Annotated in this window: 17 protein-coding genes and 2 pseudogenes; 9 read left to right on the top strand and 10 right to left on the bottom strand. The window is 59.5% G+C overall.

The genetic code is table 11. From position 1 onward, the window contains the following. Nucleotides 1-58 precede the first annotated feature (58 nt). Nucleotides 59-727, top strand: a complete 669-nt coding sequence (locus F3I21_RS14465; protein ID WP_223815701.1) for a response regulator transcription factor — start codon at nucleotides 59-61, stop codon at nucleotides 725-727. A gap of 44 nt (nucleotides 728-771) precedes the next feature. On the opposite strand, the gene F3I21_RS14460 is transcribed toward F3I21_RS14465, so the two are convergent. The 6 genes from F3I21_RS14460 to F3I21_RS14435 form a co-directional block, all read right to left on the bottom strand. After that, nucleotides 772-1,476, bottom strand: coding sequence for a proteasome-type protease (locus F3I21_RS14460; RefSeq protein ID WP_031279727.1), 705 nt, complete (start codon nucleotides 1,474-1,476; stop codon nucleotides 772-774). Between the two features lie 17 nt (nucleotides 1,477-1,493). Beyond that, nucleotides 1,494-2,294 (bottom strand): transglutaminase family protein, encoded by an 801-nt coding sequence (locus F3I21_RS14455; protein WP_058759558.1) that lies wholly within the window; start codon nucleotides 2,292-2,294, stop codon nucleotides 1,494-1,496. Continuing rightward, nucleotides 2,291-3,220 carry an alpha-E domain-containing protein gene (locus F3I21_RS14450; RefSeq protein WP_021507672.1) on the bottom strand — a complete coding sequence of 310 codons (930 nt, stop codon included), beginning with the start codon at nucleotides 3,218-3,220 and terminating at the stop codon, nucleotides 2,291-2,293. The genes F3I21_RS14455 and F3I21_RS14450 overlap by 4 nt, the downstream gene beginning before the upstream one ends. Beyond that, nucleotides 3,214-4,653, bottom strand: coding sequence for a circularly permuted type 2 ATP-grasp protein (locus F3I21_RS14445; protein ID WP_058770669.1), 1,440 nt, complete (start codon nucleotides 4,651-4,653; stop codon nucleotides 3,214-3,216). The genes F3I21_RS14450 and F3I21_RS14445 overlap by 7 nt, the downstream gene beginning before the upstream one ends. A gap of 125 nt (nucleotides 4,654-4,778) precedes the next feature. After that, a complete protein-coding gene (locus tag F3I21_RS14440) occupies nucleotides 4,779-5,381 on the bottom strand; it encodes a hypothetical protein (RefSeq protein WP_021507674.1) in 603 nt (200 codons plus the stop codon). A 257-nt stretch (nucleotides 5,382-5,638) separates the two neighbouring features. Next, a complete protein-coding gene (locus tag F3I21_RS14435) occupies nucleotides 5,639-6,418 on the bottom strand; it encodes an OmpA family protein (RefSeq protein WP_058770671.1) in 780 nt (259 codons plus the stop codon). Between F3I21_RS14435 and F3I21_RS14430 the strand changes: the two are divergent. Together F3I21_RS14430 and F3I21_RS14425 are read left to right on the top strand one after the other, a co-directional pair. After that, a pseudogene (locus F3I21_RS14430) lies at nucleotides 6,417-8,129 on the top strand (flagellar biosynthesis protein FlhA); the annotation flags it as partial. The gene F3I21_RS14435 and the pseudogene F3I21_RS14430 overlap by 2 nt on opposite strands. A 102-nt stretch (nucleotides 8,130-8,231) precedes the next feature. Further along, nucleotides 8,232-8,714 (top strand): YlaC family protein, encoded by a 483-nt coding sequence (locus F3I21_RS14425; RefSeq protein ID WP_021507677.1) that lies wholly within the window; start codon nucleotides 8,232-8,234, stop codon nucleotides 8,712-8,714. A 162-nt stretch (nucleotides 8,715-8,876) separates the two neighbouring features. On the opposite strand, the gene F3I21_RS14420 is transcribed toward F3I21_RS14425, so the two are convergent. Beyond that, a complete protein-coding gene (locus F3I21_RS14420; RefSeq protein WP_141496212.1) occupies nucleotides 8,877-9,638 on the bottom strand; it encodes a tRNA-(ms[2]io[6]A)-hydroxylase in 762 nt (253 codons plus the stop codon). 56 nt (nucleotides 9,639-9,694) lie between these two features. After that, nucleotides 9,695-10,114 (bottom strand): ribonuclease E inhibitor RraB, encoded by a 420-nt coding sequence (gene rraB, locus F3I21_RS14415; RefSeq protein ID WP_010615961.1) that lies wholly within the window; start codon nucleotides 10,112-10,114, stop codon nucleotides 9,695-9,697. Between the two features lie 162 nt (nucleotides 10,115-10,276). Between rraB and argF the strand changes: the two genes are divergently transcribed. The 4 genes from argF to ridA all read left to right on the top strand — a co-directional run bounded on the left by argF (nucleotide 10,277) and on the right by ridA (nucleotide 13,402). Further along, nucleotides 10,277-11,284 carry an ornithine carbamoyltransferase gene (argF, locus tag F3I21_RS14410; protein ID WP_150059198.1) on the top strand — a complete coding sequence of 336 codons (1,008 nt, stop codon included), beginning with the start codon at nucleotides 10,277-10,279 and terminating at the stop codon, nucleotides 11,282-11,284. A 241-nt stretch (nucleotides 11,285-11,525) separates the two neighbouring features. Then, on the top strand, nucleotides 11,526-12,461 hold the full coding sequence (pyrB, locus tag F3I21_RS14405; protein WP_058770675.1) for an aspartate carbamoyltransferase: 936 nt from the start codon (nucleotides 11,526-11,528) through the stop codon (nucleotides 12,459-12,461). Nucleotides 12,462-12,472: 11 nt separating this feature from the next. Continuing rightward, nucleotides 12,473-12,937, top strand: a complete 465-nt coding sequence (gene pyrI / locus F3I21_RS14400) for an aspartate carbamoyltransferase regulatory subunit (RefSeq protein WP_150059197.1) — start codon at nucleotides 12,473-12,475, stop codon at nucleotides 12,935-12,937. 78 nt (nucleotides 12,938-13,015) lie between these two features. Next, nucleotides 13,016-13,402 carry a 2-iminobutanoate/2-iminopropanoate deaminase gene (gene ridA / locus F3I21_RS14395; RefSeq protein ID WP_010615965.1) on the top strand — a complete coding sequence of 129 codons (387 nt, stop codon included), beginning with the start codon at nucleotides 13,016-13,018 and terminating at the stop codon, nucleotides 13,400-13,402. Between the two features lie 112 nt (nucleotides 13,403-13,514). Here ridA and F3I21_RS14390 read toward each other — a convergent pair whose 3' ends face one another. After that, on the bottom strand, nucleotides 13,515-15,899 hold the full coding sequence (locus F3I21_RS14390; protein ID WP_150059196.1) for a beta-N-acetylhexosaminidase: 2,385 nt from the start codon (nucleotides 15,897-15,899) through the stop codon (nucleotides 13,515-13,517). Between the two features lie 278 nt (nucleotides 15,900-16,177). On the opposite strand from F3I21_RS14390, the gene nrdD reads away from it, so the two are divergent. Continuing rightward, a complete protein-coding gene (nrdD, locus tag F3I21_RS14385; protein WP_150059195.1) occupies nucleotides 16,178-18,316 on the top strand; it encodes an anaerobic ribonucleoside-triphosphate reductase in 2,139 nt (712 codons plus the stop codon). Next, a pseudogene (nrdG, locus tag F3I21_RS14380) lies at nucleotides 18,313-18,777 on the top strand (anaerobic ribonucleoside-triphosphate reductase-activating protein); the annotation flags it as partial. The gene nrdD and the pseudogene nrdG, both read left to right, overlap by 4 nt. On the opposite strand, the gene F3I21_RS14375 reads toward nrdG, so the two are convergent. Next, nucleotides 18,772-19,806 carry a permease gene (locus F3I21_RS14375; protein ID WP_150059194.1) on the bottom strand — a complete coding sequence of 345 codons (1,035 nt, stop codon included), beginning with the start codon at nucleotides 19,804-19,806 and terminating at the stop codon, nucleotides 18,772-18,774. The pseudogene nrdG and the gene F3I21_RS14375 overlap by 6 nt on opposite strands. Nucleotides 19,807-19,852: the final 46 nt, after the last annotated feature.

The raw sequence follows: 19,852 nt of genomic DNA, 5'->3' as shown, positions 1-19,852 counted from the left end.
CTTATTCTTAAGACCCGTGAATTAATCTGGTCACACCTCTGCTAATGAATTTTCATCGGTGTTTATTCCTTGCATTCTTTTTTTTGTTTATTTTTGGACTACACATATGATTCATTCGGTATTTATAGTTGATGACCACCCATTAATCTGTGCGGGTATTCAGGCACTGCTGCACGCTTATGACTATTCGGTTGCGGGCATTGCCAACAAAGGCGATTTATTGATTAGCGAATTACATCATGCGCAGCCAGACGTGGTGCTGCTGGACCTGACCATGCCCGGCCGCGCGGGCATTCCGCTGATTGCCGACATTAAGCGTATTTTGCCGCAGCAAAAAATCATTGTTTTTACCGCCTCAGAAAGCCTGTTTTATCAACGCTGTTGCCTGCAGTTAGGGGTAGAAGGCTATGTGTGTAAACGCGGCGATTTGGAAACTTTATTGACAGCAATAAAAGAAGTCGAGCGCGGAAAACGTTTTTATCCGGTCACGCACAGTGCGGCGGATGCCGCCGAGCTGATTGAAAGCGAGAAATTGATGAGTTTAACGCGCCGCGAATTGATTGTGCTGGTGAAACTGGCCTCCGGGATGAGTAATAAAGAGATCGCCTCGCAATTACAGCTGAGCAGTAAAACCATCAGCACTTATAAAATTAAAATTCTGCGTAAGCTCGGCCTGAAAGGGATTAGCGGAATTAATACGGCGGCGCGCGCCAATGATCTGGTATGAGTCAAATCCGGCCCGGTCCGCCAGCGTGACGACCGGGCAGCAGATCAGAGCTTGAGCGGCGGCAGCTGAGAGAATACGCTCAGCAACCCTTTGCTCCACAGCTGGCGGATCTGGGAAAAGTAGGGATGCTGTTCGGTGATGTGGTACTGCTCGCTGTCGCTGAAGCTGTCGCTGTGGTAAACCATCGCGTCGAGCGGCAGGCCGACGGAGATGTTACTCGCCAGCGTCGAATCCATGGAGATCAGCGCACACTGCATCGCCTGGCTGAGCGAGGTCTCATAGCGCAGCACGCGGTCAATAATTGGCTTACCGTATTTGCTCTCACCAATCTGGAAGTACGGCGTGTCGACGCTGGCTTCAATAAAGTTGCCCTGCGGATAGATCTGGAACAGCCGCGGCTCTTCGCCGCGAATCTGCCCGCCCAGCAGCAGCGTGCCGCCAAACTCCTCGCCGTCGCGCGCAATCACTTCACGCAGCGTGGCGCCTACCAGCAGCGCAATGTCGTACAGTGAACGCCCGTTGAGCAGATTGGGTTGTTCGCTGTCGTTACAGTTGCGCCGCAGCAGGCTCATCACGCTCTGCGTCGTCGCCAGATTGCCGGCGCTTTGCAGCACCAGCGTGCGCTCATCATCCACCTGAAACACATGCAGTTTGCGAAACGAGGAGATATGATCCACGCCCGCATTGGTGCGTGAATCCGAGACAAAAATCATCCCGGCCGATAAACGCATTGCCACACAATAAGTCATAGTTACGCCTGTTCCGATTACTGCTGCCCGTGCACCTGTTGCACCGCAGCCACCGCCAGCATATCTTCACCGCCGCCGCCCAGACGAATGCCGCGCACCGGACAGGCATCGAGATAGTCGACACCCACCGCCAGCCGCAAATGCTGCCGCGTACTGCGCGTGTTATTGGTGATATCAAAGCTGTGCCAACTGCCATCCAGCCAGGCTTCAACCCAGGCGTGGGTAGCAACGTGTTCAACGTTGTCAGTATACAGATAGCCACTGACGTAGCGCGCCGGGATCCCCAGGCTGCGACAGCAGGCGAGAAACACGTGGCTGTGATCCTGGCAAACGCCGCTGCCGGCAGCAAACACTTTCGCCGCGCTGTCGCTTACCTGCGTGCTGCCGGGCTGGTACGGCATTTTCAGCAGCAGCTCGTCCATCAGTTTTTCCAGGCTGGCGAGCGGTTTTTCCGCCTGCCAGTAGCGCCGGGCGAAGTCGCGGATTGCCCCGTCCGGCTGGGTCAGCGGCGTAGCGCGCAGAAAAACCAGCGGCGACAGCGTCGACTGCGGATCCGGCGCCAGCTCGCTGGCATCCAGAATCTCGACCACGCCGCGCGCGGCAATCTCCAGCAGCTGATGCGGCCTGTCCAGCGTCAGCACGTGCAGCACGTTGCCGTAAGCATCCAGCGTGCGCGTCGCCTCACACGGCAGATCGAGCTGCCACGACAGCACCTGCTGGTGCACCGAATTCTGCGGCGTCAGGCGCAGATACTGGGTGCTGAGTTTTACCTGCTGCTCATAGGCGTACCAGGTTTTATGCTCAATGTTCAGTCTCATTTCGCCTCCAGATAGGTGTGATTGATGCTCTCCGCCAGCGCGTTGATGCGGCTGAGAAAATGGTCCAGCCACGGCTGCAGGCCGTCGCGCGTCAGGCTTTCCCAGGTGCTGAAGCGCATCTCCGCCAGCAGGACCGTACTGAGATAGCGCGGGCGATCCTCGCCGCTGCTGCCAATCTGCTCCAGCTGGCTGGCGATCTCCTCAATGCAGGAGTGCAGCGAGCGCGGACTTTCGCTGCGCAGGATCAGCATTTCGTTGACCAGCGGCGGCATCAGCTGCTGCTTAAAGATGGCGTTGTAGGCCTCGCGCGCCGACACCGCGCGCAGCAGGCTGTCGAGGCAGTAATATTCCCGCACCGTGTCGGGATGCTGCTCCAGCAGTTGCTGGTTAACGCTCAGCAGCCGCGCGGTGCCGTCGCTGCGCTCCATCAGCGTGCCAAGCCGGATAAAACGCAGCGCATCGCCGCGCAGCAGCGTGCCTGACATCGCGCCGCGAAACAGATGCGAACGCTCTTTCACCCAGTCGAAGAAGCTGTCGGCACCGGCCGGCGAGATGCCGCGGCGGCGCGTGTTGCGCATCTCAATCCACGTCGAGTTAATGCTCTCCCACACTTCGGATGACAGGCTGCCGCGCACCGCGTGCGCGTTGTTCCACGCTGCCTGCCAGCAGCTGAAAATACTGCTCGGGTTACGCTCATCCAGCGCGAAGAAGTTGAACAGCTGCGGCATGGTGCAGCGCCCGTTGAGGGTTTCAAACAGCTGACGCGTACCGGTCAGGTTGAGCGGCAACAGCAGTTCGTCGCCCTGACGATTGCGCACCGGCATCAGCGACAGGCGATGGGTCACATCCAGCACCCGGGCAAGTTGTTCTGCGCGCTCCAGATAGCGCGCCATCCAGTAAAGGCCACTGGCCGTCCGGCTTAGCATGATGTGTCATCCTCCAGCACCCACGTGTCCTTGGTGCCGCCGCCCTGCGACGAGTTCACCACCAGCGAGCCTTCGGTCAGCGCCACGCGCGTCAGGCCGCCCGGCACCAGCCGGATATCCGCGCCGTACAGCGCAAAAGGCCGCAGATCGATATGGCGCGGCGCCAGACCGTTGTCGATAAAAGTCGGGCAGGTGGAGAGCGACAGCGTATCCTGCGCGATGTAATTATCCGGCCGCGCCAGCAGCCGCTCGCGGAACTCACTCAGCTGCTGCTGGCTGGCGACCGGACCAATCAACATGCCGTAACCGCCGGCACCGTGCACCTCTTTCACCACCATCTGCGCCAGATTGGCCAGCACGTAGCTCAGATCCTGCGGCTTGCGGCACTGCCAGGTGGGCACATTGTTGAGGATCGGATCTTCATCAAGGTAGTAGCGGATCATCTCCGGCACGTAGGGGTAGATCGACTTGTCATCGGCGACGCCGGTGCCGATCGCATTCGCCAGCACCACATTGCCGGATCGGTATACCGACAGTAATCCCGGCACGCCGAGCATCGAATCCGGCCGGAAGGCGAGCGGATCGAGGAAGGCGTCATCCACGCGGCGATAGATCACATCCACTTTGCACGGCCCGGCGGTGGTACGCATCAGCACCGCACCGTCTTTGACGAACAGATCGGCGCTCTCCACCAGCTCCACGCCCATCTGCTGAGCGAGAAAGCTGTGTTCGAAGTAGGCGCTGTTGAAACGTCCCGGCGTCAGCACCACCACCACCGGATCGTTAACCGGCGAGCTTTCGCGCAGCGTCTGCAGCAGGTGCGAGGGATAGCGCTCCACCGGCGCGATATGCTGCGCGGCAAACAGCTCCGGATAGAGGCGCATCATCATTTTGCGGTTTTCCAGCATGTAGGAGACGCCGGACGGCGTGCGCAGATTATCCTCCAGCACGTAATAGTCGCCGTCGCTGTTGCGTACCATATCGACACCGGTAATGTGCGCGTAGATCTGGCGATGCAGATCGACATCCTGCATACAGGGCTGATACTGATCGTTAACCAGCACCTGCTCGGCCGGCACGATGCCGGCTTTGAGAATATATTGCTGATGGTAGATATCGTGCAGGAAAGCATTGAGCGCCTGAACGCGCTGGCGAATGCCGCGCTCCAGCATCGCCCACTCGCTGGCAGGAATGATGCGCGGCACGCTGTCGAACGGAATCAGCCGCTCGGCACCGCCGTCGTCACCGTAGACGTTGAAGGTGATGCCAACGCGATGAAACAGCAGTTCTGCCTCTTCACGTTTACGCGCCACCGCCTCTTTGTCCGCCTGTTGTAACCATTCCCAGTAATGCTGATAGTGAGCGCGGTGCTGACCGTCGCTCTGCAACATCTCATCGTAGAAGGTTGATGCTATCTGGTCGCGTGCTTTCATGATTTACCCGGCGCTTGTCAGAGGACCTGACTTCTCTCCTGCACAAAGTGTGCCAGAGGCCCGCCGCCGCAACGGCAGGCGCGCCCCAAAAGCGGAGCCGCGCCGGATAATCCTTGCCTTGCACCTTACTGGTGCATCAGCTGCTGCGCCACTGGCAGCCAGATTTCGGTCATTGCTCCTTCGCCGCCGGTAAACGGATCGCGATCCGGCAGCGGCACGCGCTGGATCTGCTCTTTTGACGCGCGAAGCCGGGAAGGTTCGTCGCGCACGGTTTCCGGTGACATCCCTTCAGGATAGGCGCCAACGGTGAAAAAGTCGTCGGAGGCAAACACCTGTTTATGGCCCACGCCGGCCGGGATCAGCACCGCATCCCCCTCACGCAGCGTCACCATGCGACCGCTGTCGCCGCCAAACAGCACTTCCGCCCAGCCCGCGCCGACGCCCAGTACCTCATGGGTGTTGGGATGATAGTGGGTGTAAGGAAAAATCGGCGCGCGCCACGCCGCAGGCCAGCCGCTGGCGCTAAAGGTTTTTTCAAACCAGGCCGCGCTGTCCTCCTCCTCTTCCGGCACCACGCACGGCCAGATGATCAGCGGCAGCGGATTATTGGGTACACCGCCGGACGGCAGCGATAACATTAAATGCTGCGGGTTACCTGACGATCCCGCGGAAAAGGTACCGGCGGCGAAAGACATCAGTAACAGCAGACTGGAAGATTGGGCAGACATACTCTTTCTCCGGATAGCCACATTGCCTAATTGTGGCAAAGCCACCGGGCATTGCAATGTGCGCACACCGGCAAAATTCACATAAAAGAATGATTTAGCTTACTAAAGCCAAATTACTTATTAACATATTTAACATTTCGTGGCATGCCGTGGCGCGCCTCGTTTACCCGGCATCTGCCACAGCAAAAAACAGGCAAAAAAAACCGGTGGATTTCGCCACCGGTAGAATCAACAGTTGATTCAAAGGCACTGACAGGTTATCGCAGGCGGTCAGCGATGGGTTTCACTACGTTCTCCCCTTCACGACCATAAAACTGAAACAGCGTCTCGGCGGCCGCCTCGGTGAGCACCATGATTTCAATGCGGCGGTTACGTGCGCTGAGCGGATCGGCTTTGTCCAGCGGCATACGGGATGACATGGCATTCACCTGCAGCACGCGCGTGCTTTCCAGCCCGCCGCGCTCCAGCGCGCGCCGCGCCGCCAGCGCACGGTCACCGGAGAGATTCCAGTTGTTGTACGCCGCGTTGCCGCTGTACTGCGCGGCGTCGGTGTGGCCGCTGATCATGATTTTGTTGTCGATGCGGTTAAACACCGGACCGAGTTCAGTCAGCAGGCGCTGGTAAAACGGTGTCAGCACCGCGCTGCCGCGCGGGAACATCATGCGATCCTGGTCATCCTGAATCAGGATACGCAGCCCCTGCGGCAGGGTTTCCAGCGTCAGCAGGTTCTGGGCGTGATAGCTGTTGATGATGCTCTGGATCTGCTGACGCAGCTGCGCCAGCTCGGCGTCGGAGCGCGACAGCACGCTGTCCAGATCTTCCTTAGGCTGATTGGCGTTGTTGTCGCTGTTTTCCGCGCTGGTGTCACTGACGGTGGCGCCCTCGGTCGGCGGCGCAATCGCCAGCGTTTCACCAATGATGGCGGAGCCGCGTCCGGTTTCGACATCGAACGGATTAAAGCCGGACCCGTTAAACACCGAGGTGCCGTTAAGCTGCGCGACGATCTCTTTACGCTCGTCTTCGGTGACGGCGCCCATGATCAACTTTGTGGTGGTGACCAAAGGGGCCGAGCGTATTTCTGAAGTGTCGGCGCGCTTTACCCTTGACGCGCTGCCGGGCAAACAGATGGCGATCGACGCCGATCTTAACGCCGGGCTGATTAATCAGGAACAGGCGCGCGTACGGCGTCAGGATGTGGCCAACGAGGCGGACTTCTACGGCGCGATGGACGGCGCCTCCAAGTTTGTGCGCGGTGACGCCGTTGCCGGCATCATGATCCTGCTGATCAACGTGCTGGGCGGCATCCTGATCGGCGTGTTCAAACACGGTTTACCGGCCGGCCAGGCGTTCGAACAGTATGTGCTGCTGACCATCGGTGACGGTCTGGTGGCGCAGATTCCGTCACTGCTGCTGTCGACGGCGGCAGCGATCATCGTGACGCGCATCAGCGACGGCGCTGACATGGGCGAGGAAGTGAAGTCGCAGCTGCTGGCGAAACCGGCCACGCTGTATACCGCCGCGGGCGTGATGTTTGTGCTGGCGATTGTGCCGGGCATTCCGCACATGGTGTTCCTCGTCTTCACCGCCCTGCTGCTGTTCGCCGCGTGGCGCCAGAGCCGCGTAGTGCAGAAGCCGACGCAAAGCCATGTCGACATGGAGGCGATCAATCAGGCGCTGGCGCAGCCGGACGAACAGCCGACCATCAGCTGGGACAATATTCCGCTGGTCGAGCCCATCGGCCTTAACCTGGGCTACAAGCTGGTCACGCTGGTGGACAAAGGCAAAGGCGCGCCGCTGACCCAGCGTATGCGCGGCGTGCGCCAGGTGGTGTCGGAAACCAGCGGCGTGCTGCTGCCGGAGATCGCCCTGCGTGAAGATTTCCACTTAAAGCCGTCGCAGTACGCCATCAAGATCAACGGCGTTCGCACCGCGGTGGGCGAAGTGCACGCCGACCGCCTGATGGCGCTGCCGACGCCGGATCAGTACGGTGAGATCGACGGCCTGCTGGATACCGATCCCGCGTACGGTATGGCGGTGACCTGGATCCTGCCGGAGCAGAAAGCCAAAGCGCTGAATCTGGGGTATCAGGTAGTCGACTGCGCCAGCGTAGTGGCCACGCACGTCAACAAAGTGGTGCGCGAAAACCTGCCGGAGCTGTTCAACTACGATGATATTACTCAGCTGCATCAGCGGCTGGCGAGCGTGGCGCCGAAGCTGTCAGAGGATCTCAACGCCGCAGTGAACTACAGTCTGCAGCTCAAGGTGTATCGTCTGCTGCTCAATGATCAGGTATCGCTCAAGGACATCACCACCATCGCCACCACGCTGCTGGAGAGCGTGGCGATCACCAAAGATCCGATCCTGCTGACCTCCGACGTGCGTTACGCGCTGCGTCGCGCCATGGTGGCGGCGATTGCGCCGGACAACAAACCGCTGTCGGCCTATACGCTGGATAACAGCCTGGAAAACCTGCTGCTGGCAGCGCTCAATCAGGCGCAGCAGGGCGGCAAAGTGGCGCTGGACAGCTTCCCGGTCGACCCTAACATTCTCACCCAGCTGCAGAGCACGCTGCCGGTGATGATGGAACAGCTGAAAGCGCAGAACCTGACGCAGGTGCTGCTGGTGACGCCGCAGTTGCGGCCGCTGATTGCACGCTACGCCCGGTTGTTCGCCAGCGGGCTGAATGTACTGTCGTATAACGAGGTGCCGGACGATGCCAATCTGCAGATTGTCGGGCAGGTGAGCTGATGCGTTGCGGAAAACTGTTATAAAAAAACACCGCTGATCTGTCTCTGCCGCCCTTCACTGTTATGTGGTTTACTGGCAGGCAGTGATATTCAGAGGTGAATAATGGACGCGATTAAACAAATTCTGATCGATGAAATCGACACGCTCAACCGCGAAGAGCGGCGCGATAATCTGCCGCGTTTTAGCTTTAACTTCCTGAAAACCCATCCGGGGCTGTGGGGCGTGATGTACCTGTGCTACGGCCTGTGCGTGGCGCTGATTTTCTCGACTGAGATGCTCGGCTGGCCGGCCTTCTGGTTCGCCACGGTGTTCGTGCTGGTGATGAGTTTTCTGATGCTGCTCGATATCAACCCGAAATACCGCTTCGAGGACATCGATACGCTGGATCTGCGCGTGTGCTACAACGGCGAGTGGTATTACGTGCAGCCGGTCTCACAGCAGGCGCTGGACAAGATCCTGGAGAATCCGGGTACGCCCGAGCGCGTGCGCAGCGGCATCGATCGCCTGATGCAGCAGAAAGGAGAAGTGGATTTTTATGATGTCTACTACCTGACCTGGGGCCATCAGCGCGCCGCGAAAATCTGATCGGGCAGATTCATTCCTGCTTCCATGGTATTTATAAGTCTTTAATGACTCACTGCTTAATTACTACCCCCAGCGTCTTTACACAGAAGGTATGCAAAGATAAGGCGGTTAGTAAGACAACGCCTGAAGGCTGGGTCTGGAAGTTTCGCCGCGCGCACCAAATCAAAACGCCGGCACGCCGCTGTGAAAGCGCAGCTCAGTGTCCGGTTCGCTGATCAAGCGCGCTTCTGCTACCCCGATCGCCCGCACGCGCGGCGCGATATCCTTCGGTGAAATCTGTGCCGCCAGCGTCAGGTAATCCTGATAGTGGCGCGCCTCTGAGCGCAGCAGCGAGATATAAAACTTCTCCAGCTGCGCATCCAGATACGGCGCCAGGCTGGCGAAGCGCTCGCAGGAACGCGCTTCGATATACGCCCCGCAAATCAGTTTATCCACCAGCGTATCCGGTTCATGGGTAGTCACTTCACGCAGCAGCCCTTTGGCGTAGCGGCTGGCGGTGATCTTGCGATAGGGCAAACCGCGCGCCTGCATGATTTCCCACACCTGATAAAAGTGGTGCAGCTCCTCTTTGATCAGCAGCACCATCTTTTCCACCATCTCATCAGCCCACGGCAGTTCATTGCGCACAATAATGCTTTTGCTGAGATTCTTGTGGGCATTGATAAAATCGCTGTCGTGATTCTCGCCGAAAATAAAATCTTCGTACGGCTGCAGCCACGCCAGGATCGCGTCACCACTGGGTTTATCCGCGACGTATTTACGAATCAGCCACACAGCGGTCTGCGCCGCTTTCAACTCGCATACCATGTGATCGGTAAGCAGCAGCGTGAGATTTTCCGGCTTGCGCGCTTCATCAATCCACGCCTGCGGCGTGCGGCACTGTAAAAACTGGTGAATGGGGTCTAATAGCGAAGCGTAATTCATCAGAAGTTCTTTGCTGGCAGGAAAATTACCGGGCGGCATGTGCCGCCCGTCAGGGCTTAGTGACGCACACCGTCATCGTCTTCGTCGTCGATCTCTTCGCCGTCGTCTTCATCTTCGGCATCCGGATCTTCAAAGTAGGTGCCCCAGCCGTCGTAATCGACGTTGTATTTCCCGACCAGATTCACCAGCTGCTCGACCTGCGCGTCAATCAGTTCCGGCTTCAGCGCCGATTCACTCAGGATGTCGACGCACATCACGGTGCTACCGTCTTCCAGCTCCAGCTCTTCCGGCTCGGTGACTTCATAGCCCAGCTTGAACGCGTCAACCGCGGCCTTCTCCAGCGAGTCGAAGTTGTTGCAGGAGAGATGATGCTCGATGGTGTAAAGCGCATCCGGATCGCTGCCGTCTTCCAGCAACTCTTCAATGATCAGGCGCGTCTCTTCGCGCTGTTCTTCCAGCAATGCTTCGTATGCCATGGGCGTGTCCTCAAAATAGTGGCAGTGAATGCAATTATTTTCCCACACTGCCTCGCGCGCCACTACACAAAACAGAAAGTTTCTTAGCGCTGGGGTTGAAAATGCATATTCATACGGTTAGATTGAATTTTAATTCATTATTGATGTAATGCGGAGCGCAGTATGAGTCAGCTGTATTCGAGACATTTCCTGAGATTGCTGGATTTCACTCCAGCCGAAATCACCGATCTGTTATCACTCGCCAGTGAATTAAAACAGGCAAAGAAAAACGCCAGCGAAACCCAGTACCTGAAAGGCAAAAACATCGCGCTCATCTTCGAAAAAGACTCGACCCGTACCCGATGCTCTTTCGAAGTTGCCGCCTACGATCAGGGCGCTAACGTCACCTATCTCGGCCCGAGCGGCAGCCAGATCGGCCATAAAGAGTCGATGAAAGATACCGCGCGCGTACTGGGACGCATGTATGACGGCATTCAGTATCGCGGCTACGGCCAGGCGCTGGTGGAAACGCTGGCCGAATATGCCGGCGTGCCGGTGTGGAATGGCCTGACCACCGAGTTCCATCCGACGCAGCTGCTGGCTGACCTGCTGACTATGCAGGAGCATCTGCCGGGCAAAGCGCTGAACGAGATGACGCTGGTGTACGTCGGCGATGCGCGCAACAACATGGGCAACAGTATGCTGGAAGCAGCAGCGCTGGTGGGGCTGGATCTGCGGCTGGTGGCACCGAAAGGCTGCTGGCCAGAAGAGGAGCTGGTGGCGCAGTGCCGCGCGGCAGCGCAGCACACCGGCGGCAAAATCACCCTGACAGAAGAGATTGCCGAAGGCGTGCAGGGTGCTGATTTCATCTATACCGACGTCTGGGTATCGATGGGCGAAGCGAAATCGGTGTGGGAAGAGCGCATCGCCCTGCTGCGTCCCTATCAGGTGAACAGCGCGATGCTGGCGCTGACCGGCAATCCGCAGGTGAAGTTCCTGCACTGCCTGCCCGCGTTTCATGATGACCAAACCACGCTCGGACGGCAGATGGCCGAACAGTATGGCCTGCACGACGGCATGGAAGTCAGCAACGAGGTGTTTGAATCCGACCATAGCGTGGTGTTTGACCAGGCGGAAAATCGCATGCACACCATTAAAGCGGTGATGGTGGCGACGCTGAGTCAGCGCTAAGCCTGCACGGCGCAAACGTTTACCTCGCGCGTGATTTCTGCTTGATGCGGCTCAATGAATGCGTATAATGCGCCACAATTTGCCGGAGGAAACATGCAACAGCGCAGCGCACAATTTGCCGCTCCCGTACGCCTGAATGCAGGCGGCGCTCCTGTTTCTTTCCGTCATTCATCGATCGCCAGAAAGCCCCTGTAAAGGGGCTTTTTTTTGTCCGCAATCCGGCAGCGCAGAGGAGAGAGCTATGGCCAACCCGCTATATCGCAAGCACATTATTTCCATCAACGACCTCAACCGCGATGAGCTGGAGCTGGTGCTGCATACCGCCGCCCAGCTGAAAGCCCATCCGCAGCCGGAGCTGCTGAAACACAACGTTATCGCCAGCTGCTTCTTTGAGGCTTCAACGCGCACCCGCCTGTCGTTTGAAACCGCGATGCACCGGCTGGGCGCATCGGTGGTCGGTTTTGCCGACGGCAGCAACACCTCGCTGGGCAAGAAAGGCGAAACCCTCGCCGATACCATTTCGGTGATTGGCACCTATGTGGATGCCATCGTGATGCGCCATCCACAGGAAGGCGCGGCGCGCCTGGCCACGGAGTTCTCGGGCGGCGTACCGATCCTTAACGCCGGTGACGGCGCCAACCAGCATCCGACGCAGACGCTGCTCGATCTGTTTACCATTCGCGAAACGCAGAGCCGCCTCGACAACCTCAACGTGGCGATGGTCGGCGACCTGAAGTATGGCCGCACCGTGCATTCGCTGACCCAGGCGCTGGCGAAATTCAGCGGCAACCGCTTCTACTTCATCGCACCGGATGCGCTGGCGATGCCGTCCTACATCACCGATATGCTGGATGAACAGAACATTGCCTGGTCGCGCCACGACAGCATCGAAGAAGTGATGCCGGAGCTGGATATTCTCTACATGACGCGCGTACAGAAAGAGCGTCTCGATCCCTCAGAGTATGCCAACGTGAAAGCGCAGTTCATCCTGCGGGCGGCCGATCTGGCCGGTGCGCGCGATAACATGAAGGTGCTGCATCCGCTGCCGCGCATTGATGAGATCACCACCGATGTCGACAGCACACCGCACGCCTGGTATTTCCAGCAGGCCGGCAACGGCATCTATGCCCGCCAGGCCCTGCTGGCGCTGGTACTGAATAGCGAACTGGCACTGTAAGGAGCAGAACGATGACCCACGATAACAAACTGCAGGTTGAAGCCATCAAACGCGGCACGGTGATCGACCATATTCCGGCGCAGGTCGGCTTTAAGTTACTGTCACTGTTCCGCCTCACTGAAACCGATCAGCGCATCACCATCGGCCTTAATCTGCCGTCGGGCGAGATGGGGTGTAAGGATCTGATCAAAATCGAAAATACTTTTCTGACCGATGATCAGATCAATCAGCTGGCAGTATACGCGCCGCACGCCACGGTGAATCGCATTGATGAGTATGAAGTGGTGGCGAAGATCGCACCGACGCTGCCGGAACGCATCGAGCGCGTGCTGACCTGTCCCAACGGCAACTGCATCAGCCGCAGCGAGCCGGTGTTCTCCAGCTTTGCGGTGAAGCAGCGCGATGACGATGTGCACCTGAAGTGTAAATACTGCGAGAAAGAGTTCGCGCGCCACGTGGTGCTCGGTCACTGGTAATCGCCCGTTTCCTCCCTATAATGGGGCGAACATTTTCGCGGCGGGCAAGGGTTCGCCGCGCATGCCTAAGGAGAAACAATGTCTCGCGAAATCAGTACTGAAAAAGCCCCGGCAGCGATTGGCCCGTACGTCCAGGGCGTGGATCTCGGCAGCATGATCATCACCTCCGGCCAGATCCCGGTCGATCCGGCCACCGGTGCGGTTCCGGACGATATCGCCGCGCAGGCGCGTCAGTCGCTCGAGAATGTGAAGGCGATTGTGCTGGCCGCTGGCCTGCAGGTGGGCGACATTGTGAAGACCACCGTGTTCGTCAAAGACCTGAACGATTTCGCCACGGTCAACGCCACCTATGAAGCGTTTTTCACCGAACATCAGGCCAGCTTCCCGGCGCGCTCCTGCGTGGAAGTGGCGCGTCTGCCGAAAGACGTGAAGATTGAGATCGAAGCCATCGCGGTACGTCGCTGATTTAGCTGTCATCAATCACACAGCATGCAGGGGGCGTATCCGTGCGCACCTGGCGAGATCGCCAGGTCGTCATCAATGACGACCCTGCATAGTTCGTGACTTCCGATCTTCCCTATCTCGACGATCGCAGCAGTTTCTCCAGCGGTCGCACCAGCGCCAGCACCGTTTCATCCTGCACCTGCGCCGCCGCATCCAGCTGGGCGTGCATTTGCGCCACCTCGCCTGCACCGTAGGCCTGGTTGCGCTCCAGCGCATTCACCAGATCCAGCCCCATCCGGCTCAGCTCAGCGACCTGGCGCACCTGCGGCTGCAGTGCTTTCAGCTGATAATTGCCCAGCACCAGCGGCATCACCGCATCGCTGTTGCGCTGCCAGCGCTGCAGCTGATGGCGCAGGGCGCTGGCGGCAGCATGATCGCCGCGATTAGCAATCAGCGCATCCACCTGTTTATCCAGCAGCCGCACCGGCTCGCTCTCGGCCGGCAGCACGTCCGCCAGCCGGTTCAGCGGCTCAAAATAGTCATAATGCCCGGCCTGAAACTTCAGGTGCTGGCGGGTGTAATACTGCGCGGGTTCCAGCACTTCCGCCAGCACGCGCAGCGGAGTGATATCGCTGCTGTTGGCCAGTCGCATCATCTGCACCTCGGCCTGCTGATGCTGCTGCAGGCCGACCGACACCGTCCCCCAGCGATCAATCGCGCTGAGCCGCTGGTACATATTCTCGCTGTCGGTCACATCCTGCGCCGACCACAGCCGCTCCGCCACCACAAAGGCGCGCGGCCACAGCCGCGTATCAATCACCCGGCTATTGACGTTCTCCGCCCACAGCGCCGCTTCACCGCCCAGCAAATCACGCTGCAGCTGAGCGGGCGTGGGCAGTACCGGGGCAATACCGGCCGGTATCTGCGCCAGCCTGCTACCTGTGGTCGGATAGCGCACGTTGCCCACCAGCACGTAGCCGGTCAGGCTGTCACGCGTCAGCGTCACCACCGGCTGAAACGGCCCCATCCAGCTGTCGACGCTGAAGGTCAGCTGCGTCGGTGATAGCCAGCGAATGTCGCTGACCTGGCGTCGCGCCTTGCCGCTGAAATCGATAAAACCGCGCCAGCCGTTTTTGCCCTCAATCAGGGTGAAACTGCCCTGCACCGCGCTGCCTTTCAGACGCGGCATAGTGAACTGCCAGCTTTGCGCCTGATCGTCGGCGCGCAGTTGATCGACGCCGTTCAGCCCCTGCGGCCAGAGCTCGTTGCGATAGTGATACGCGGCGCTCTGCGGCTGGTCGAGATAAAAACCGGTGGAAAGAATGCCGCGATACCCCTGCTTTACCACTTCGCTGAGCGCGTCCTGCCCCTGCCACGACTGAATCACAATACTTTTCGGCAGGTCGGGATGGTACACCTCATCCCAGCCAAGCATGCGCCGCTGATGCGCGGCGAGAATCTTCTCAACCCGCTGGTTGAACCACGCCTGCAAAGCATGGGCGTCCTGCAGGCCGTGGTCGCGCATAAACTGCTGAATCTTCGGTGAGGCGTTCCACTGACTGGGATCGACTTCATCCCCGCCGATGTGAATGTAGGGATCGGGAAAGATCGCCGCGACTTCGCCAATCAGCGTGTCGATAAAGCGAAACACCGCTTCATTGCTGGGATCGAGCAAGGGTTTAAATACCCCCCAGCCGCGCTCCATGGCATATGGCCCCGGCGCGCTCATCAGCTCCGGCATCGCTACGGCCAGGGCAGAAGCATGGCCGGGCAGATCGATTTCCGGCACCACGCGCACGCCGCGCTGAGTGGCATAGTGCACCAGCTCGCGCATTTGCTGCTGGCTGTAGAACAGCCCATCACTGGCCTGTTGCTGCAGCTGCGGATAGTGACTGGAAGCAAAGCGCCAGCCCTGATCGTCGGTCAGGTGCCAGTGAAACACATTCATGCGCGCCGCGGCGATACCATCAATCTGCCGCTTGAGGGTTTCCAGCGGCAGGAAATGGCGCACCGGATCGATCAGCACGCCGCGCCACGGGAAGCGCGGCCGATCGTCAATGGTGACAAAGGGAATTTGCGTGCCGCTGGCGGTGTTGGCGATCAGCTGCAGCAGGGTTTCCATGCCGCGCATCGCGCCAAAACGGGTAGGTGCCTGCAGCAGTACGCCACTGCTGCTGACCTCCAGACGGTAGCTTTCGTCGCTGTCCGGTTGCGGTAGCGGATCGACCGCATCGGCAATCCGGACCTGAATGGCGGGACGATCGCTGGCCGGGCTGGCGGGCAGCAGCGCCCAGCCGGTTTGCCGCGCAATGCGGGCGCGCCAGCGCGCTTCGGCCCCTTCCAGGTGATCGCCGGTGATGTGCAGCGAAAATTGCGGCGTCAGGGTAAACGCGCCACCGCCTGCGGGCTGCGTCACCTGCTGTGGCCACGGCATCAGCGGCAGATCGCCTGCCGGTGCGGCCTGCGTGGAAAACGTCAGGGAACACAAAACGGCCAGCAGCGTACGGGGCAGAAGCATGGTGGGCATCCTTGTAAGGCAAAACGATGGGCCGGAAATGGCGCAAAACGCTCATTAAACCTGTTTCGCAACGCAAAGCAAGTTGCAACCGGCTGAAGTTTGTGCGGCTTAAAACTTTTCAGTGTAGCGGCTGTTGACCACTGCACGGCTTTCAGGCGCTGGCCGCGCTTCTTTGCGACAGGTCAAAAACGGTGCGATTAATTTCCTCTGAAACACCACATGTTGCGATTACACTCCTTAAAATTATCTACATGTAGTTTCCAGCGGGGAAAGGGAAGATGGCAACGGTAGTGATTAAGCGTGACGGCTGCAGGGTGCCGTTTGATGCCCGGCGCATTGAAGCTGCAGTGCGGGCCGCCGCGCAGGCTGCTCAGGTTGACGACCTGGCCTGGTGCACGACGGTCGCTCAGCAGGTCAGCGCGCAGCTGGCAATCCAGGCTGAAGTCGATATTCGCGACATCCAGTGTGCCGTGGAAGAGGCGCTGATGAGCGGACGCTGGCCGCAGCTGGCGCGCGCCTATATTGAATACCGTCACGACCGCGATCTGGCGCGCGAGCAGCGCGGCAAGCTGCACCATGCCATTCGCGGCCTGGTGGAACAGACCAACGCGGCACTGCTCAACGAAAACGCCAACAAAGACAGCAAAGTGATCCCGACGCAGCGCGACCTGCTGGCCGGCATCGTGGCCAAACATTATGCCCAGCAGCAGTTGCTGCCGCGCGATGTGGTGCTGGCGCACGAGCGTGGGGAAATCCATTATCACGACCTCGACTACTCTCCCTTCTTCCCGATGTTTAACTGCATGCTGATCGATCTGCACGGCATGCTGACGCACGGCTTCAAAATGGGTAACGCCGAGATTGAACCGCCAAAATCCATCGCCACCGCCACCGCGGTGACGGCGCAGATCATCGCGCAGGTCGCCAGCCATATTTACGGCGGCACCACCATTAACCGCATTGACGAAGTGCTGGCGCCGTTTGTCACCCTCAGCCTCGAAAAACATCGCCAGATTGCCCGCGAATGGCAGATTGCTGACGTGGAAGCTTACGCGCGCGCGCGCACGGAAAAAGAGTGCTACGACGCGTTTCAGTCGCTGGAGTACGAGGTTAATACGCTGCACACCGCCAACGGTCAGACGCCGTTCGTCACTTTTGGCTTTGGCCTCGGCACCGACTGGGCGGCGCGCCTGATTCAGCAATCGATTCTGCGCAACCGCATTGCCGGGCTGGGCAAAAACCATAAAACCGCGGTGTTTCCTAAGCTGGTGTTTGCCATTCGTGAAGGCGTCAACCGCCGCGCCGGCGACATCAATTACGACATCAAACAGCTGGCGCTGGAGTGTGCCAGCAAGCGCATGTATCCGGATATCCTCAACTACGACAAAGTGGTGGAAGTCACCGGATCGTTCAAAACGCCGATGGGCTGCCGCAGCTTCCTCGGCGTTTACGAGGAAAACGGTGAGCAGATTCATGAGGGCCGCAACAACATCGGCGTGATCAGCCTCAACCTGCCGCGCATTGCGTTAGAAGCCCAGGGAGACGAAGCCCGCTTCTGGACGCTGCTGGATGCGCGCCTGGCGCTGGCGAAGCGGGCGCTGATGACCCGCATTGCCCGGCTGGAAAAAACCAAAGCGCGCGTCGCACCGATTCTTTATATGGAAGGTGCCTGCGGCGTGCGGCTCAATGCGGACGATGAGGTGGGCAAGATCTTCCGCAACGGCCGCGCCTCGATCTCGCTGGGCTATATCGGTCTGCATGAAACACTCAACGCGCTAAGCGGCAACGCCGTGCATCCGTATGATGCCGCGCACCTGCGCGCAACCGGCGTGGCGATTGTGACGCATCTGCGCAAAGCGGTGGATGCGTGGAAAGCGGAAACCGGCTACGGCTTTAGCCTGTACAGTACGCCCAGTGAAAACCTGTGCGATCGCTTCTGTCGCCTTGATGCCGCCGAATTTGGCGTGGTGCCGGGCGTAACCGACAAGGGCTATTACACCAACAGCTTCCATCTCGACGTAGAGAAAAAGGTCAATCCGTACGACAAAATCGACTTTGAAGCGCCCTACCCGGCCATCGCTAGGGGCGGCTTCATCTGTTACGGCGAATACCCCAACATTCAGCACAACCTGCGGGCGCTGGAGGATGTGTGGGATTACAGCTATGACCGCGTGCCCTATTACGGCACCAATACGCCGATCGATGAGTGCTACGAGTGCGGCTTCAGCGGCGAATTCAGCTGTACCAGCAAAGGCTTTACCTGTCCGAGCTGCGGCAATCACGATCCGGCGCGCGTTTCGGTCACGCGCCGCGTCTGCGGCTATCTTGGCAGCCCGGATGCGCGGCCGTTCAACGCCGGCAAGCAGGAAGAGGTGCAGCGCCGCGTCAAACACCTTGATACCGGACAGCTGGGATGATGCACATTCATCGCTACTACGATGTGGATATCGTGAATGGTCCCGGCACGCGCTGCACGCTGTTCGTCGCGGGCTGTGAACATCAGTGTCGCGGCTGCTACAACCAGAGCACCTGGCGGCCTGACTCCGGCGTGCCGTTTACGCTGGCCATGGAGGAGCAACTGATCGCCGATCTGCAGGATCAACGCATTCCACGTCAGGGTCTGTCGCTGAGCGGCGGCGATCCGCTGCATCCGCACAATGTGCCGCATATTCGCCGGCTGGTGAAACGCGTGCGCCGTGACTGTCCGGATAAAGATATCTGGCTGTGGACCGGCTACACCCTGGCGGAGCTGACGGCGGCGCAGCGTGAAGTGATTGCGGAAATCGACGTGCTGATTGATGGACGTTTCATCGAAGCGGAAAAAGATGCGCGGCTGCTGTGGCGCGGCAGCCGCAATCAGACTATCTGGTATCTACGCCAGCCACAGTGCGAGGATGCCGAGCAGCATGCCGCTGACGGCCACGCCGCAGAAGGCGATCCACAACGCGCGCGGCGGGAACGCGCGATGCAGCATCAGTAGCGACGGCACGCTGACCGCGGGCAGCGTCACCAGCAGCGCCAGCGCCGGTGCGATGCCCATGCCCGCCAGCATCATGGTTTGCACGATGGGGATTTCGGCGGCGGTAGGGATCACAAACAGGCAGCCGGCGATGGCCATCAGCATTACCCAGAACAGCGTATTGCCCACCGCGCCGTCCGCGTGCGGAAATAGCCAGACGCGCGCGGCGCCGAGCAGCAGCACCGCCACGATGTAGAGCGGAATGGTGTTACAGAACAGCCGCCACATCACGCGCAGCCAGCGCGTTACAAACCGTTCATGGCTTTCGTGCGGCAACAGCGGCGCGGCAACGGCGGTTTCCGGCACGCTGCGCTGCACCAGCATGGCAATGCCCAGCACCATCACCCCACCCGCCACCAGCCGAATGGCGGCAAACTGCCAGCCGAGCACAAAGCCCATAAACACCAGCGTTGCCGGATTGAGCAGCGGATTCGCCAGCCAGAACGCCATCGCCGCGCCGCTTGAAACCTGCGCCTGGCGCAGGCCGACGGTCACCGGCGCGGCACAGCAGCTGCACATCATGCCCGGCAGGCCAAAACCGGTGCCGACCAGCGTGGCCCCCAGCCGGTTGCTGCCCATCAGGCGCAGCAGCCAGCGGCGCGGAATCAGCACCTGCACCAGCGAGCCCAGCACCACCCCGAGCACCGCAGCTTTCCACACCGCGAGAAAATAGACCATGGCGTAATCCAGCGCGGCGCGCCACGGCGAATCTGCGGCATTGGCAAGAATAGAGCGGCCGATGGAATGGGTTTCTGCGGCCGTGAAGGCTTTGCCATAGTAAGGCTGCCATTTGACGTACCACAGGCCGATAAGCACCACGGCGAGGAACAGCAGCGGTTTCCACCAGGCGAAGCGAGCCGCTGGTGCAGGTGAGGCGAATTGGGTCATAACCGGTTCCGTATTCAACTGAATAACGTATGCCGCGCGGAGGGCG

This window comes from Pantoea sp. B_9, from assembly GCF_008632015.1.
Taxonomy (GTDB): Bacteria; Pseudomonadota; Gammaproteobacteria; order Enterobacterales; family Enterobacteriaceae; genus Pantoea; species Pantoea dispersa.
This window is presented reverse-complemented; position numbering and strand designations above follow the sequence as displayed.

Bases quoted from the DNA above. Each gene is read 5' to 3' on its own strand.
- rraB (WP_010615961.1), bottom strand. From the start codon at position 10,114: ATGGCATACGAAGCATTGCTGGAAGAACAGCGCGAAGAGACGCGCCTG.
- F3I21_RS14390 (WP_150059196.1), bottom strand. From the start codon at position 15,899: ATGCTTCTGCCCCGTACGCTGCTGGCCGTTTTGTGTTCCCTGACGTTT.
- F3I21_RS14425 (WP_021507677.1), top strand. From the start codon at position 8,232: ATGGACGCGATTAAACAAATTCTGATCGATGAAATCGACACGCTCAAC.
- pyrI (WP_150059197.1), top strand. From the start codon at position 12,473: ATGACCCACGATAACAAACTGCAGGTTGAAGCCATCAAACGCGGCACG.
- F3I21_RS14460 (WP_031279727.1), bottom strand. From the start codon at position 1,476: ATGACTTATTGTGTGGCAATGCGTTTATCGGCCGGGATGATTTTTGTC.
- F3I21_RS14445 (WP_058770669.1), bottom strand. From the start codon at position 4,653: ATGAAAGCACGCGACCAGATAGCATCAACCTTCTACGATGAGATGTTG.
- F3I21_RS14420 (WP_141496212.1), bottom strand. From the start codon at position 9,638: ATGAATTACGCTTCGCTATTAGACCCCATTCACCAGTTTTTACAGTGC.
- F3I21_RS14435 (WP_058770671.1), bottom strand. From the start codon at position 6,418: ATGGGCGCCGTCACCGAAGACGAGCGTAAAGAGATCGTCGCGCAGCTT.
- F3I21_RS14450 (WP_021507672.1), bottom strand. From the start codon at position 3,220: ATGCTAAGCCGGACGGCCAGTGGCCTTTACTGGATGGCGCGCTATCTG.
- F3I21_RS14375 (WP_150059194.1), bottom strand. From the start codon at position 19,806: ATGACCCAATTCGCCTCACCTGCACCAGCGGCTCGCTTCGCCTGGTGG.
- argF (WP_150059198.1), top strand. From the start codon at position 10,277: ATGAGTCAGCTGTATTCGAGACATTTCCTGAGATTGCTGGATTTCACT.
- F3I21_RS14440 (WP_021507674.1), bottom strand. From the start codon at position 5,381: ATGTCTGCCCAATCTTCCAGTCTGCTGTTACTGATGTCTTTCGCCGCC.
- pyrB (WP_058770675.1), top strand. From the start codon at position 11,526: ATGGCCAACCCGCTATATCGCAAGCACATTATTTCCATCAACGACCTC.
- F3I21_RS14455 (WP_058759558.1), bottom strand. From the start codon at position 2,294: ATGAGACTGAACATTGAGCATAAAACCTGGTACGCCTATGAGCAGCAG.
- ridA (WP_010615965.1), top strand. From the start codon at position 13,016: ATGTCTCGCGAAATCAGTACTGAAAAAGCCCCGGCAGCGATTGGCCCG.
- nrdD (WP_150059195.1), top strand. From the start codon at position 16,178: ATGGCAACGGTAGTGATTAAGCGTGACGGCTGCAGGGTGCCGTTTGAT.